Below are 14,479 nucleotides of genomic sequence, written 5' to 3'. Positions count from 1 at the left end.
GTCTCCGGGTATTGTCGATTTCTCCGTTCCGTGGACATTCCTTCTGTCGAAAAAAGGTACAGAAACCTCAGGCAACCTGCTCTCATACCCATGTATGGGATTTCCCGACCCTAGTATGATTTTTGAAATGCGCTCTGGTTGATAGGGTCTTTACATCGCCTCAGACAGAGGCGTGTAGCGATCCTCCTCTCGCTACCTCCAGGCTTCGCATCCCCTCCGAAGCCTGCGGATCGACGATCCGCCAGACCGCCCGGCGGCCGCCCCGGGCGGTCTTTCTTTATCCATTGCGAGGAAAAGTACGAGACGAAAAGACGACTACGGGACACCCCTGCCAGAGACGATGCGGGCCCAGTTCAGAGGCTGGCAGTGAGCCTGCAACCCTGGGCGACGAAGTCTCTTCGGCCCCTCAGCCGATCCATCGCGAAGACATCAACCGCTTCCGTCAGATCGCTCTCGTGAGAAGGTTTTGATCAGGAATCGGCGAAAATATACCATCGCGTTTGACGTCGGCACGCTCACGGACAGTCACTTGGATCCACGAAGGATGTTGGCAGCCTATGGGCATTTTAATGTTGGAGAGATTCTTTTCGACAACCAGCGCCGCCACGCAACTCCTTGAGTGCTTGTGAACTTTCACATCGGCACCTTCGTACCGGAGAAGGAGGCGGCGAAGAGGCTTGTCAGCAGGCCTCGACTGTCTGATTGTCAATGTGCCCCGCCGGCGGCCGGGCGGGCGCGATCATCGATGATTCGCACGCCAAGCGCAATGACGGCAAGCGTGACCCCGAGCAGGCTGACACCCAGCCATTCGGCATAGCCCCATGCAGCAGTTGCCAATGCGGCACCGGCGGCACCCCCGAGAAACATCGACGTCATGAAGATGGTGTTCAGGCGGCTGCGCGCTTCCTGATCAAGTGCGTAGACGATATGCTGATTCGAAACGAGTGCGCTCTGGATGCCAAAATCCAGCACGATTACGCCGATAACGAGGGCGGCAATAGAGGCCCACAGCCCGAAAATGATCCAGGCAGCGAGCGTCAGCAAGGCACCGAGCCATACCACGAAATGCGGGCCGCGCCGGTCGGCGATTCGGCCGGCAAGCGGGGCGGCGAAGACGCCGACAGCACCGACGATACCAAAAAGGCCGGCGACATCAGCTCCGAGATTGAAGCGTGGCGTCTGCAGATAGAGCGCAAGGATCGTCCAGAAGGCCGTGAATGAGCCAAACAAGGCCGCTTGCATCAGTGCGGCCGAGCGCAGCGCCCTTTCGCGCTTCCAAAGATGGGCGAGCGAGCCGATCGCCATGCCGTACTGCATACGCGAGGTCGGCCGGTGTGCGGGAAGCGTGAAATACATAAGGACTGCCGCGCCGAGCGCGAGGGGGACGCCAATCCAAAACATGTCGCGCCAGCCTGCGTGTTCGCCTACGAAACCCGACAAGGTTCTGCTGAAGAGAATACCGGACAGGACGCCCGCCATAACAGTGCCGATCGTCGCGCCGCGTTCTTCCGGCGCGGCAAGCGTTGCCGCCAGCGGGACGATCTGCTGGGCGACAGTAGCGCTGGCGCCGACGGCAAGTGATGCTGCGCACAGCGCCCAGGCACCGGGTGCAGCGGCGGCCACGGTAAGCGCTGCGGCCAGGATGACGAACTGCGCGATGATCAGGCGGCGACGGTGGACGATATCGCCGAGTGGCAGCAGAAAGAACAGTCCAAGCGCGTAGCCGAGTTGCGTCGCCGTGGGAATGAAGCCGGTGATCGGCTGATGCGCGAATTCGGCTTCGATGATGCCGAGCATCGGCTGATTGTAGTAGATGTTGGCAACGGCAATGCCGCTCGCCGCCGCCATGGCATACAGAGCCGGCTTGCCCAATCGGACGGAACCGGCTGATGGTTGAAGATTCGTTGTCATGGTCGTTGCCTTTCTAGGAGCTTTTAGCCCGAGGACAAGCCAGACCACGGCAACCCCTGAGACGTCATTTGTCGTTTCAAGAGCTTCAATCAGTTGCTTGGCTTGATGAGAATGTTCCGGTTATGACGGGCCGACGGCGACAGGTCTTGTCTCCGGCGGTTGATTTTGGATCGATCTGCGATTGCCGCACCTGCGGCCGGGTCTTTCTTATCGATGTGCCCGCGCCTGTCTGGCGGACGCCTCCCTGCGGCGCACCGTATCGAGAAGCAGTGTGACGACCGCAAGTGTCGCAACGGTCACGACGCCGACCTCAACCGCCGCGGCGAGACCGCTGGAGGTGGCGATCTTGCCAAGAGACAGCGCTACGACGGCCTGGCCAAGATACGCAATCAGGAAGAGCGCCGACAGTGTCGCGCCACGGTGGGTGACGGGAGCATGTGCGGTGATCAAGGATAGGCCACCGAGCAACAGCAGGCTGTAGGCCATACCAGACCCGGCCTGCGCAATCGTGTAGAGCAGGAGCGAATGAAGCACGGCTGCAGCCGCGAGCAACGCCGATGAGACGATAGCGATCACAATGCCCATCTGCAGCACACGGCTTGTCTGCATACGCCGCGCCGGCACGGTGACGAGCGCTGAAAAGACTGCGAATAGCGCTATCGTGCCGCCATTCACCAGCGCATTGACGGAGGCAATCACATCCCGCGCTACCTGCGCGCCAAGTGACAGCGTCATGGCTCCAAGCACGTAGGAAGCCGTTACGGCTGCCGTAGCCGTCACGAACGTCGAAAAGAACCCGTTCGGGATGGCGGGCACCCGTGGATGCCATTTCCCCGCCGCCCGCGACGAGGTGTAGTTTGGCAGCCTCGACGTGACGGCAAGCAAGACAAGCAGCACGAAGGTGAGCACAATGAAGTTCAGCCGGGTCGGCAAGGGTGCGTATTGGATAAGCGCGCCTCCGACAAGAGCGGCGGCCGTCATGCCGATGGCCTGGGCGGCGGCCGTTACACTGCCTGCCTGAGCGGCACGACGGGGCGCACTGAATTCGACGACAGCGGCGGCCGAAGGCCCTGCCGCTAGACCAACGCCGATCCCCATAAAGGCGCGTCCGACATAAATCCAACCAATGCCAGGCGCGACCGAGAAGATAAAGGAGCCAAGGGCAGAGGCCACAAGTCCCAGCATCATTGTTTCGCGCCGGCCAATATAATCCGAGAGATTGCCGAAGACGACCAGCACCACGACCACGAAGACCGGGTAGATCGCGAAGATCGCGGTCGTCTCGAAGGGCGTCAGATGCCATTGAGAAGCATAGAGGGGGTAAGTCAGCGCGGGAGCCGCGCTGGTCCAGATCGTGTGGGCAACAACGGCGGCTGCCGTTGCCAGACTTGCGTTCCGACCAAGGGTGCGTCGCGTCATGACGCGGACCTCACGGCACCATGGAACTGGTAAGTTTCGCCGTTCTTCGTCGCGCGGCCGACGCCCGGATAGGTCCAATGATAGCCGAGCAGTTTTGCGTTGTCGGCGACGGCGCGATCAAGCAGTACCCGGCGGGTTTCGCGTGCTCTGCCGGGATCCATGTCGAAGCCGAAGCTCCAGTCTGGATGCTCAAAGGAGACGATATCGCTTGCCGTCGCATCCACGGTGATGATGAGCGGTACATCGCCGTTCAGCACGAGAGATATGTGACCAGGCGTATGACCCGGGGTGGCGAGCACCTTTAGACCGGGTACGATCTCGTCACCGTCTTCGACTAGCTTTACTCGATCTGCAATGGCAGAAAGTTCTCGGCGGGCGCCGGCCACGAAGGGCTGCAGCACTTCAGGCAGAGCATCGGCTGCTTCCCCCATCCAGAATTCCCATTCTGTGCGCCCGACATAATATCTGGCGTTGGCAAAGCGGAGCGTCCCGTCGTCGCGGGTAATGCCCCACATATGATCCGGGTGAGCGTGCGAGATGATGACTGTCGTAACGTCATGTGCCTTCACGCCTATCGCGTCGAGGTTTGCTTCAAGTCTGCCCTCGCTTGGCTGGAAGCGGTTGCCAGCTCCGACGTCGACGATGATCATCTCGTTGCCAGTGACGATAAGGGGGATGTTGGATTGCGCTGCAGCCGTATTGTCGGCACCCTCCAGCCGAACCACAATCTCTGCCCTCTCGTCGGGATTGCCTTCCGGCGCGAAGATTTCGCCACCGAGCGTGATCGGGCCGTCGGACAGAACGGTGATGTCGAACTGGCCGTGGCGAAAGCTGTGAAAATCCAATGGCTGTGTCATCGCTTGAACTCCTGTTGTCTGATGCGACAGATGTCGTCGACGACAGCGCCATTTAAAACTGACGATTTTGGAATAAGGCCGTTCATTTTTGTAAGGCGCAAAACGCTAAAAACAGGCGAAGCCTGCAAGCCTGAAACCCGAAAATTCGGTACCCGGACCTGTTGCCACCAGCGAGATGGTCCTATGCAGTTCATTTTTGATCCCATTCTTCACATCATCGCCCTCATTGCCGGTCTGATTCTGGTGCAGCTTGCCCTATCGAGCCACGGTGTCCTCAGATTTGTCGGCAACTTGATTTTCTTTCTGCTGCTCAGCGCATTGCTGCTGATGAACGGTGTCGAGCCCTATTCCACCACACAGCCGTCGTCCGATCTTTGGCACAGGCTCTTCTTTGGGTTAGCTAAGGCGATCTGGTGGCTCGGCGGTGCGATGATGCTGGTAAGCTCGGTGCGCCTGTTCCTGATCTTCGAGCACCGGCCGCGGGAAGCAAGACTGGCACAGGACCTGCTTGCCGGGATCATTTATGTCGGTGCAGCCCTGTCGGTGGTCGCCTATGTATTCAGCGTCCCCGTCGGCACGCTCATCGCGACCTCCGGCGTCTTTGCCGTTATTCTCGGTCTTGCCTTGCAGAGCACCTTGTCCGATGTCTTTTCCGGCATCGCCCTCAATCTTGGGCGACCCTATTCGGTCGGCGACTGGATCATCCTTCCGGACGGTGTGCAGGGCCGCGTGATGGAGACCAACTGGCGTGCGACGCATCTTCTCAACGCCACCAACGACCTCGTGGTCATTCCCAACAGCATGCTTGCCAAGACCCAGCTCGTCAATTTCAACGGTCCCGACGAGACCCATGGCGTCACCATAGCCATCAAGTTGCTGCCCATCCGTCCGCCGGCTGCGATTGAGCAGCTTCTGGGGACCGTTCTCCTGTCGAGTAACCGCATCCTGCGCAACCCCGCTCCGCTTGTCGCGATCAAGGGCCTCGACAGCCACGGGATAGACGTTGAGCTCTCCTTCCGGGTGCACGACGCCGGCCAGGCTGCCGCCGCGACGAATGAGATCTACGATCTCATTTATCGTCACACGCAGGCCGCAGATGTTCCTCTTTCAGCCGCCGATCTGACGCTGATGCGACCGGTTTGGCAAACGTCCGCATCTCAGCCTGATCCCGCAAAGGCGCCCTGGCGTCTCCTGAAGGCGATGACGCTCTTCTCGACGCTGACGGAGGAGGAATTCGAAATTCTCGCCTCGTCGCTCGTCCGCCGGACATATGGAAAGGGAACCGAGATCATCACGCAGGGTATCAAGGCACCATGTCTTAACCTGATTCACAACGGCGTCGTCGTCGTTGAAAGGCATGAGGCTGGCATGACGACCGAGCTCAACCGCCTATCCCCTGGCGATTTCTTCGGCGAGCGTGGCGTTCTGATTGGAGCGGAAGAGCCTGGAACAATCCGCGCGCTGACCTTCGTGGTAGCCTACGAGGTGTCCGCCGCTCCCTTGGCAGAAATCATGCGTAACCGTCCGGCGCTAGCCGAAGAGCTTGGCATGACTCTGGCACATCGCCTGGAAGACGAACGGCATCTTGCGGGTCTTGATGGACCCCAGACGGAACATCCCGAGAGCCTCGCCAGGCGGATTCGACATTTGTTTCAGCTGCAGCATCATCCGGTGATCTGATTGGGCGGCGCTCAACGCGCTAGTATCGATACAACCATGTCGACAAAGGCGCGCAGACGTCCGAGCCGCCGCAGATCGCGGTGATACCCCATCCAGATCTCGCGTTCGGGAGGATCGTCCGGCAGTTCCAATCGGCGCAGACCCGCGAGCCGGTCGCCAACGGGGCGCGGGAGGACCGCAAGACCCAATCCCTCTTCGCACAGATGCGCCTGCACATGGCGGCTGTTGCTTCGCAACCTGACGGACGCATTGGGAAAACGGTCGACCAACCAGGCTGTATCGGGGAAACTGCCAAGCGACGCGTCCATGGTGATGAGCTGGAAGCCTGAACCATCACCGATGACCGGATCGACCCTGTCGCGCCGCATATAGACGCCGTAGCGCATTGTGACGAGGCGGCGCTGGACGATGTCCGGCTCGGCGAAAGGAACAATGCGGAAGACGAGGTCTGCTTCGCGATGGGATAGGCTGAACAATCTGGTGCCCGTCAAAAGCTCGACGAGGACGTCGGGATAGGCGGCGCGGTAAGCAGCAACGACCGGCGGCAGCACATAGCCGCCAAACCAGTCCGCCGATGAGATGCGCAGCAAGCCTTCGAGCTTGCCTTCCTTCCCCGCGAGCCGTCGCTCCATTGTAAGGGCACTCTCCTCCATCTGCTCAGCGAGCGACAGGACGGCGGCACCCTCGTCGGTCAGCACAAAACCGTCGGCGCTGCGCTGGAACAGGGTCTGGCCGGTTGCTTCCTCGAGCGACCTCAACCTGCGTCCAATCGTTGGGTGGCTTAGCCGCAAGGAACGGGCCGCCCCTCCCAGGGTGGAGGCGCGCGCAACGGCCAGAAAGATTTTGATGTCACTCCATTCCATGTCACGCCTGTCGTCAGGCAGAGAGCTGGAAAGGATTTGGTCGGGTGCGGTAGCGCCGCCAGGCACTGGGCGTGGTTCCCGTCATGCGGCGGAAGATGCGTGACAGATGCGCCTGGTCGGAAAGGCCGCAATCAAGTGCGATTTCGCAAAGCGGCGCATGGCTGTGCAGCATGAGGTACTTGGCATGCTCGACACGACGCGAAATGATATGATTGTGAGGCGAGCTGCCGTAACTTACCTTGAAGGCGGCGGAAAAATAGCTTGTGCTTAGCCTGACCAGTTGGGCGAGCTCGTCGAGCGAGATCGTCCGCGAAATATTCTCTTCGATATAGGCATCGATGCGGTTGACTTGCCAGGGGGCCAAGCCGCCCATCATGATCCGGTCACTTATCGGCACCGCGTCGGTCAAAACGAATGGGCCCAAAAGCGTCGAGGCCCTCTTGACGAGATCGATTGCCACGGCCTCATCCTTTTCGACGCAGGTAATGGCCCCCAGAAGCAGCCTTGATATTTCATTCGACATTTCATGGTTGACGTCGTTGATTTCAATCCGGGCCGTGGGACGTTCAAGAACGGCTGCGTTGCCGGGCATCTTGGATCTCCTTTGAAACATTTGAAGCGCTTTTGGCTCGTTCCATATTGAGATCAGGTCCATGTTCCGCGGAATCGTACTGTCATCGCATTTGCGCACACATCAGTTTTAACGCAGCATACCTATGTATGATTGTGAAGCTGAGCGTCCGTGGTTAGATAGATCTTTCAAGATCGCCCACGCCCTGAAATTACACGCAATCAAAAGCGCTTCATGTCGGAAAGCCCACTCGTCCTGGTCCTTGATGATGAACAGAGTGTGCGGCAGTCGCTTGATAGCCTGCTGCGCTCTGTGGGCTATGCGGCAAAGACATTCGCCGTTGCTCAGGACCTTTACGACGACTCTTCCCTGCCGGATGCGAACTGCCTTATCCTTGACGTGCGCCTGCCATTTATGAGCGGTCTCGATTTCCAACTGAAGCTGAATGAGAAAGACATCAACATTCCGATTGTCTTCGTCACCGGGCATGGTGACATCCCGATGACGGTGCGCGCCATGAAGGCCGGAGCGGCTGATTTTCTTGCCAAACCCTTCCGCAACCAGGATCTGCTCGACGCGGTGGCGGCGGCCATCGAGAAGAAGCGGCAGATGCATCGCCAGGATAAATTCGACAGCGAATTGCGGTTGCGCTTCAACAGCCTGACGGCGCGCGAGCAAGAGATCATGACCATGGCAACCGCCGGCCTGATGAACAAGCAGATTGCTGGCGAATTGAGCGTCAGCGAAATCACGGTGAAAATCCACCGCGGCAAGATCAGCCGAAAGATGGTCGCGAAAACTTTCGCCGATCTGGTGCGCATGGCGGCCGCCTTGGGCCTCTCGACGCAGGAAAAATAGGAGCAAATTGGCCGATAAACTCCTGTATAATTTCACTGGCGATTTGAAAAATGCATACTGAAGGCAATTCTCGAACAACCAGGTCCCGCAGAGATTGGCTTTGTCTCCCGTGAAATTTCCAGAGATTGTTTCTGTTATCGATGACGAAGGGACTGTTCGTCGCGCGACCAGTAGTCTGTTGCGGTCGCTTGGTTTTGAGGTACGTACCTTCGCATCCGCCGAGGAGTTTCTTCAGATCGGGGACGCTACGCGCTGCCTATGCATCATCTCCGATGTTCATATGCCCGGAATGAGCGGGATTGATCTTTACGAACGGCTGCGATCGCAGAATGTCGAAACGCCTGTTATCTTTATTACATCCTTTGCAGAAAAAGCAGTCAGGGCACGGGTGGGCGAAGACGTCTGCATCCTGCAAAAGCCATTCCGGGCCGACGCTCTCGTCAGTTGCATCGCAAGCGCGAAAGCATCGCGGTCACAAGAATAGGAAGCCGCTTATGGTTCGCCATTGCACACATTCGAGGCTGGTACGATCTGTCGCACCCCGCACTCCTGGCTGCCAAGAATGCCTCGAACAGGGTTTGACATGGGTGCATCTGAGACTTTGCCGCGAATGCGGCCATGTCGGCTGCTGCGACCAGTCCATCAGAAAACATGCAAGCAGTCATTTCCATGCCAGCGGCCATCCCATCATGGAGGACTACGGCCCACCTGAGGGTTGGGGATGGTGTTACATCGACGAGAAAATCATCGACCTGCCCGACCAGACGCCACAGACCGGTCACATCCCGCGCTACGTCTGAATCAGCCCGATCCTCAAAGACCAAGAGGTCGGTCCAAGACGCGATCTTCTCGCCACGATATCTTCATTTACAGCATATCTGTCTCGCTTAGAGTCGGACTCGAAAAGAGTTCAATGGTAACAATACCTTGCGAGACGTCTAGTGATGAGGCGGATATGGGCGATCATGATCCATGCCTCGGCTGAAGCGATGGATTTTTCGACGTCCTTCGCCAATCTCCGGCACCTTCCAAGCCATGCAAATGTTCGCTCGACGACCCAACGGCGTGGTAGCACTTCGAAGCCTTTGGTCTTGTCGCTGCGCTTGATGATTTCGACCGTGAAGCGACCGACCTTCTTCAGCTTCCGTTTCAATTTGTCGCCCGCATAGCCACCGTCGGCGAAAACATGCAGCAACCATGGCCATCTGTGACAAATGGATTTCAGTAAATCGGGAGCGCCATCGCGGTCCTGGATATCGGCGCTGTGAACCATGAGGCCAACCAGCAGGCCGAGTGTGTCGACGACGATATGGCGCTTGCGGCCCTTGATCTTTTTGCCGGCGTCGTAACCTCGAATGCCGCCGCTTTCGGTGGTTTTGACGCTTTGGCTGTCGATCACGCCTGCCGTAGGACTGGCCTCTTTGCCTTCCAGTTCGCGCGCCGCCTTCACTAGATGGTGGTTGATGCGGGCCCAAAGCCCAATACCCCGCCACGCATAGAAGTATCGCTGAACCGTCGAGCACGGCGGAAAGTCCTTTGGCAGCATCCGCCATTGGCAGCCGGTCGAGGCGATATACAAAAGCGCATTCATGACCTCACGCAGCACCGTTGTTCGCGGTCGCCCAAGTCGACGGGGCGCAGGTAGGAGCGGCTCGACAATTCGCCATTCTCTATCCGTCATATCGCTTGCATAGCGTGCTGCTCGCCGGGCATATTGCCGACGGGTGGTTTCGGTCCAGGCCATCGTGAACTCCATCGAATCTTCGCAAATCCGAAGGAATCACAACCTGTTGAAATCACCCACTTCTTTTTGAGGCAGCCTCTTAGATTACGGAGAACCACCATGTCGGATACGATTGCAGACCAGTTTGCCGCCACGCTTGCTGCAGCAGGTGTCCGTCGCATCTATGGCGTCGTGGGTGATAGCTTGAACGGCATTACAGATGCTATCCGCCGCCAAGGCGTCATCGAGTGGATCCACGTGCGCCATGAGGAAGCCGGTGCATTCGCAGCCAGCGCCGAGGCTCACCTGACTGGAACTCTTGCCGTCTGCGCCGGAAGCTGCGGGCCCGGCAACCTCCATCTCATCAACGGTCTTTTCGATGCTCATCGCTCCAAGGTGCCCGTTCTGGCGATCGCGGCCCACATTCCGTCCCAGGAGATTGGTTCGGGCTATTTTCAAGAGACCCATCCACAAGATCTCTTTCGAGAATGCAGCACCTATTGCGAACTCATCTCCAGCGCCGACCAAATGCCGCGTACCCTGGAAATCGCCATTCGCCACGCAGTGGGCGATCGGGGTGTTTCGGTCGTCGTCATTCCGGGGGATGTGGCGCTGCTAAAGGCTGTTTCACCCACCCGGCCAAAGCCGCAGGGGCTGCTGCCACGCCAAGCCATTGTCACGCCCGCACCAGACGACCTTAAAACCCTGGCTGCACTTCTTAACGCCGGCAGCAAAATCACGATGTTGTGCGGTTCGGGCTGTGCCGGCGCCCATGACGAAATACTGGCGCTTGCCGAGCGGCTTAAGGCACCGATCGTGCACGCGTTGAAGGGCAAGGAGCATGTGGAATACGACAATCCTTACGACGTCGGCATGACGGGTCTGATCGGTTTCGCCTCAGGCTATTACGCCATGACCGACTGCGACACGCTTCTGATGCTCGGGACCGATTTTCCCTACCGACAGTTCTATCCTCGCGGCAAGGATGTAAAGATTGCCCAGATCGATATCCGTCCCGGCCATCTCGGACGCCGCGCGCCGGTGGATGTTGCATTGGTGGGCGACGTCCGCTCCACCGCAATCGCCCTCCTCCCCCTTCTCAAAGGGGGCAACGACGGCAAGCATTTGGACAAGGCGCTCGATCATTACCGCCGCACCCGCCGGGATCTTGACGACGCGGCCGTCGGCAAGCCGGGCGGTAAGGTCATCCACCCTCAGCAGATCGCCAAGGCGCTGAGTGACCTTGCCTCCGATGACGCGATCTTCACCTGCGACGTTGGCCTGCCGACGGTGTGGGCGGCGCGCTATCTCACGATGAACGGCAAGCGACGGCTCGTTGGTTCTTTTTGGCATGGCTCGATGGCCAATGCCATGGCGCAGGCTATCGGAGCCCAGTCGACATTTCCGCAAAGACAGGTCATTTCGATGTCCGGCGATGGCGGATTTGCGATGCTGATGGGGGATTTTCTGAGCCTTGCTCAGTTGAAGCTGCCCGCAAAAATCGTTGTGTTCAACAATTCAACGCTGGGATTTGTCGAAGTCGAGCAGAAATCAACCGGCTTTCTGCCGACCGGCACAGGGCTAGAGAATCCTAATTTTGCCGCCATGGCGGAAGCGATCGGCATCAAAGGCATTCGGGTGGAGGATCCAGGCGACGTCGAGGCGGCCGTCCGCGAAGCGCTTGCCCATGACGGCCCGGTCCTCATCGATGCTGTGGTGGCACGCACCGAACTGCCGATACCGCCATCCATCAACGCCGAAATGGCAAAAGGCTTCACACTTTACATGGTGAAGGCGGTGTTCAATGGTCGAGGCAACGAGATACTCGATCTTGCCCGGGAGAACCTGTGGCACTGAGACATCCAATAGATCCCGATAAGTTCGGTCCGTCTTTGACATCGTTCCTCTAATGTGGGCAATTGGACCCATATCATCAACGGCTAAAGGTAGCGGTGACGGCTTTGGAACAACGGGACCTCGGCATGAAATCTCCGGCCAAGACCGACGCTTTCGGATGTCAGTTGGGCAAACTCGACGACGACAGACAAATTGCGGGCCGCAATATAAACTTCTATCGCAAGGCGTCCGATGCAATCTCCCTTGGCCAAGTCTCGACATCGGCCAGCGATCGCGGATACCTGATCGGACTGTCGCTGATGGGCGGCCACAAACGGCGCATTTTTAGCGAGCATCACGCGACGTTTTACGATTTTGAGGAAAATTCGATCTACCTTCGGAATTTTGCCGAGGATTACAAAGCCGACCTCAAGGGATCATTCAGTTTTATTCTGATGGAAATTTCGTCGGCTGATCTGGAGCGGATCGCCCATGGTGCCGACGTCAGCGGCATTCCTGATCTAACAGACGCTATCGCAAAGCCTGATCCGGTCCTGGGCGGGCTTGCGCGCGCGATGTTTTCTATCCAGGAAAGAGCGGTTCTGACAAGCCCCCTGCTGGTCGACCAACTTTCAGCGGCGATTGGAATCCATCTTCTGCAGACCTACGGAAACCGTCCTACGCCCCTTAGCGGCCGGCGCCTACTGCTGTCGGCTTCGCAAGAAGCCAAGGCCAAGGACTATCTTGCCACCGCTCTTCCCGGCGAGGCATCTATCGATCATGCGGCAGACGCGTGTGGGCTGTCGCGCGTCGCCTTCATCCGCGCCTTCCACCTGACGACGGGGCAGAGCCCGCATGACTGGCTGATGAACCACCGGATCTCCAAGGCGCGGACGATGCTGCTGGTGTCAAAAATGGCACTCAGCGATATCGCAACAGCTTGCGGGTTTGCCGACATCGCGGAATTCACTCGAATTTTCGTGAAGGCAACAGGAATTGCACCCGGTGCCTTTCGCCGTGCCCGGCTTTCCTGAGCTGTTTTTCATCCTTGCAAGGCGGAAAGGTACTGATGAATGGCGGAAATGACGACCGACCCCTCTCCGACAGCCGATGCAACGCGTTTCACAGATCCGGCCCGGACGTCACCAACGGCGAAGACACCTGGCTGGCTGGCAGCGTAAGGGCTGATGTCAGCGCCGTCCGCAACAGTATAGCCGGTCTGTACGAAACCGCTGCGGTCGAGAGCCACGCAGCCGTTCAGCCATTCCGTATTGGGTGATGCTCCGATCATCACGAAAAGGCTCGTCGCAGGACTTTTCTCCGACTTTCCCGTGCTGCGGTCGATCCAGCTCACAGCTTCCAGCGACGTCTCGCCGTGCAGTGCGGTCACTTCGCTTTGCTGATGAAGGGAAATGCGAGGAGAACGCTCGATCCGTTGCACGAGGTAGTCCGACATCGTTGACGAGATGCCGCCACGCATCAGTATGTGTACCTGTCGCGCCGTTCGCGACAGGAAAATGGCGGCCTGACCGGCAGAGTTACCGCCCCCGACGATAACGATGTCGCGCGCAACACAGAACTGTGCCTCCATGGCTGTCGCTGCATAATGGATCCCGTGGCCTTCAAAGCGATGATAGTCGGGCACATCGAGCTTGCGATAACGGGCGCCGGTCGCAATGACGATGGAGCGGGCGTTCAACCTCCTTTCGTCGCTAAGCCCGACCTCGTAGGGGCCGACGTTGCAATCGAGCGAGACGGCGGAACGCGACACACAAAGGCGCGCGCCAAATTTCTGCGCCTGGATATGAGCGCGACCAGCCAGCGCCAATCCGGAAATGCCGGTTGGAAAGCCGAGATAGTTTTCGATTTTCGACGATGTGCCCGCCTGTCCGCCCGGCGCCATGGCTTCCAGGACGATGGTCTTCAGCCCTTCGGAAGCGGCGTAGACGGCCGCGGCCAGACCCGCGGGTCCCGCCCCCAGCACCGCGACATCGTATACTCTGCCCTCCTCGGGCGGTTCGAAGATACCGAGTTCTTCGGCCAATGCTTCGTTTGACAGCTGGGACAGGACCGTGCGGTCCGGCTTCACCAACACCGGCATATCGGTTTGCGTGACGCCAAGAGAGGATAGTGTTGCACCACAATCGGGTTCGAGCTCGGGGTCGAATACGGCCACGGGGTAGAGATTTCGCAGCATGAAACGCTGCATGCGGAGCAGTTCGCCATCGTCACGATGACCAATGAGCAACCCGCCGCCCTTGCAGTGACGCACAAAGCCGGCACGGCGCAGGATATAGACGCGAATAATGGTCTCGCCGATCTCGGGCTCGCCAGTCATGAATGATCGGAAACGATCATGGCCAATACGGATGAAACGGGACCCCGCCATCGCAAGACCTGAAAAGAGAATGCTGCGGTCGTTGAACAGATTCTGCTCGCCGCTGAACTGACCGCGGCCATAGCTGAAGAGATAGTCTTCACCCTTGATCGGGTGGCCGGCAAAGATCTTCATCTCGCCAGCGAGCATCAGGAAAAAGTCGATCGCGCGATCGCCACGCCGAAAGAGATACCGATCCTCTTCGACCGCTTCCTCGTCGCCGTAAGACTTGATCCGATCGATCATCTCCTCCAACAGCGCGGGAAACGTCTGTGCGGGACGCAGCCAGGGATCCGTCGGATCGGGAACTAGGTCGTGCATGGCATCTGTCCTTCATCGCTCCGGCAAGTAAGACCCGCAACGATACGAGCGCCCTGGCCGGCA

13 protein-coding genes are annotated in these 14,479 nt (G+C 58.7%); 6 read left to right on the top strand and 7 right to left on the bottom strand.

Annotation, left to right across the window (positions count from 1 at the left end; all coding sequences use genetic code 11):
- Nucleotides 1-705: 705 nt before the first annotated feature.
- The 3 genes from WGT02_RS26040 to WGT02_RS26030 all read right to left on the bottom strand — a co-directional run bounded on the left by WGT02_RS26040 (nucleotide 706) and on the right by WGT02_RS26030 (nucleotide 4,187).
- On the bottom strand, nucleotides 706-1,911 hold the full coding sequence (locus WGT02_RS26040; protein WP_208247385.1) for an MFS transporter: 1,206 nt from the start codon (nucleotides 1,909-1,911) through the stop codon (nucleotides 706-708).
- Between the two features lie 207 nt (nucleotides 1,912-2,118).
- Nucleotides 2,119-3,330, bottom strand: a complete 1,212-nt coding sequence (locus WGT02_RS26035; protein WP_024315170.1) for an MFS transporter — start codon at nucleotides 3,328-3,330, stop codon at nucleotides 2,119-2,121.
- Entirely contained in the window at nucleotides 3,327-4,187 is an 861-nt protein-coding gene (locus WGT02_RS26030; RefSeq protein ID WP_024315169.1) for an MBL fold metallo-hydrolase, read from the bottom strand. Before WGT02_RS26030 ends, WGT02_RS26035 begins: the two co-directional genes overlap by 4 nt.
- Nucleotides 4,188-4,370: 183 nt before the next feature.
- Here WGT02_RS26030 and WGT02_RS26025 point away from each other — a divergent pair, with 183 nt between their 5' ends.
- Nucleotides 4,371-5,867 carry a mechanosensitive ion channel domain-containing protein gene (locus WGT02_RS26025; RefSeq protein WP_208247382.1) on the top strand — a complete coding sequence of 499 codons (1,497 nt, stop codon included), beginning with the start codon at nucleotides 4,371-4,373 and terminating at the stop codon, nucleotides 5,865-5,867.
- An 11-nt stretch (nucleotides 5,868-5,878) separates the two neighbouring features.
- Here the strand turns inward: WGT02_RS26025 and WGT02_RS26020 are convergent, their stop codons facing one another.
- Nucleotides 5,879-6,730: a LysR family transcriptional regulator gene (locus WGT02_RS26020; protein ID WP_208247380.1), complete on the bottom strand. Its 852-nt coding sequence runs from the start codon at nucleotides 6,728-6,730 to the stop codon at nucleotides 5,879-5,881.
- Nucleotides 6,731-6,743: 13 nt separating this feature from the next.
- Nucleotides 6,744-7,322: an AraC family transcriptional regulator gene (locus WGT02_RS26015; protein ID WP_024315166.1), complete on the bottom strand. Its 579-nt coding sequence runs from the start codon at nucleotides 7,320-7,322 to the stop codon at nucleotides 6,744-6,746.
- 213 nt (nucleotides 7,323-7,535) lie between these two features.
- Between WGT02_RS26015 and WGT02_RS26010 the strand changes: the two genes are divergently transcribed.
- The 3 genes from WGT02_RS26010 to WGT02_RS26000 all read left to right on the top strand — a co-directional run bounded on the left by WGT02_RS26010 (nucleotide 7,536) and on the right by WGT02_RS26000 (nucleotide 8,959).
- Nucleotides 7,536-8,159 (top strand): response regulator transcription factor, encoded by a 624-nt coding sequence (locus tag WGT02_RS26010; protein WP_208247378.1) that lies wholly within the window; start codon nucleotides 7,536-7,538, stop codon nucleotides 8,157-8,159.
- A 109-nt stretch (nucleotides 8,160-8,268) separates the two neighbouring features.
- Nucleotides 8,269-8,643, top strand: a complete 375-nt coding sequence (locus WGT02_RS26005; RefSeq protein ID WP_210363162.1) for a response regulator transcription factor — start codon at nucleotides 8,269-8,271, stop codon at nucleotides 8,641-8,643.
- 10 nt (nucleotides 8,644-8,653) lie between these two features.
- Nucleotides 8,654-8,959, top strand: coding sequence for a UBP-type zinc finger domain-containing protein (locus WGT02_RS26000; protein ID WP_208247376.1), 306 nt, complete (start codon nucleotides 8,654-8,656; stop codon nucleotides 8,957-8,959).
- Nucleotides 8,960-9,069: 110 nt separating this feature from the next.
- Here the strand turns inward: WGT02_RS26000 and WGT02_RS25995 are convergent, their stop codons facing one another.
- Nucleotides 9,070-9,903, bottom strand: coding sequence for an IS5 family transposase (locus tag WGT02_RS25995; RefSeq protein WP_208246385.1), 834 nt, complete (start codon nucleotides 9,901-9,903; stop codon nucleotides 9,070-9,072).
- A 99-nt stretch (nucleotides 9,904-10,002) separates the two neighbouring features.
- Here WGT02_RS25995 and poxB point away from each other — a divergent pair, with 99 nt between their 5' ends.
- Both poxB and WGT02_RS25985 read left to right on the top strand, forming a co-directional pair.
- On the top strand, nucleotides 10,003-11,739 hold the full coding sequence (poxB, locus tag WGT02_RS25990; RefSeq protein ID WP_024315162.1) for a ubiquinone-dependent pyruvate dehydrogenase: 1,737 nt from the start codon (nucleotides 10,003-10,005) through the stop codon (nucleotides 11,737-11,739).
- A gap of 125 nt (nucleotides 11,740-11,864) precedes the next feature.
- Entirely contained in the window at nucleotides 11,865-12,752 is an 888-nt protein-coding gene (locus WGT02_RS25985) for an AraC family transcriptional regulator (protein WP_024315161.1), read from the top strand.
- A gap of 8 nt (nucleotides 12,753-12,760) precedes the next feature.
- Here WGT02_RS25985 and WGT02_RS25980 read toward each other — a convergent pair whose 3' ends face one another.
- The gene (locus tag WGT02_RS25980) at nucleotides 12,761-14,416 is read right to left on the bottom strand and encodes a cyclic nucleotide-binding domain-containing thioredoxin-disulfide reductase (protein ID WP_208247374.1); all 1,656 of its coding nucleotides are present in this window, start codon (nucleotides 14,414-14,416) and stop codon (nucleotides 12,761-12,763) included.
- Nucleotides 14,417-14,479 lie beyond the last annotated feature (63 nt).

The organism is Rhizobium sp. T1470, assembly GCF_042140505.1.
GTDB lineage: Bacteria > Pseudomonadota > Alphaproteobacteria > Rhizobiales > Rhizobiaceae > Rhizobium > Rhizobium favelukesii.
The sequence above is the reverse complement of the archived record's forward strand: the minus strand, read 5'-3'. Positions and strand labels throughout refer to the sequence as shown.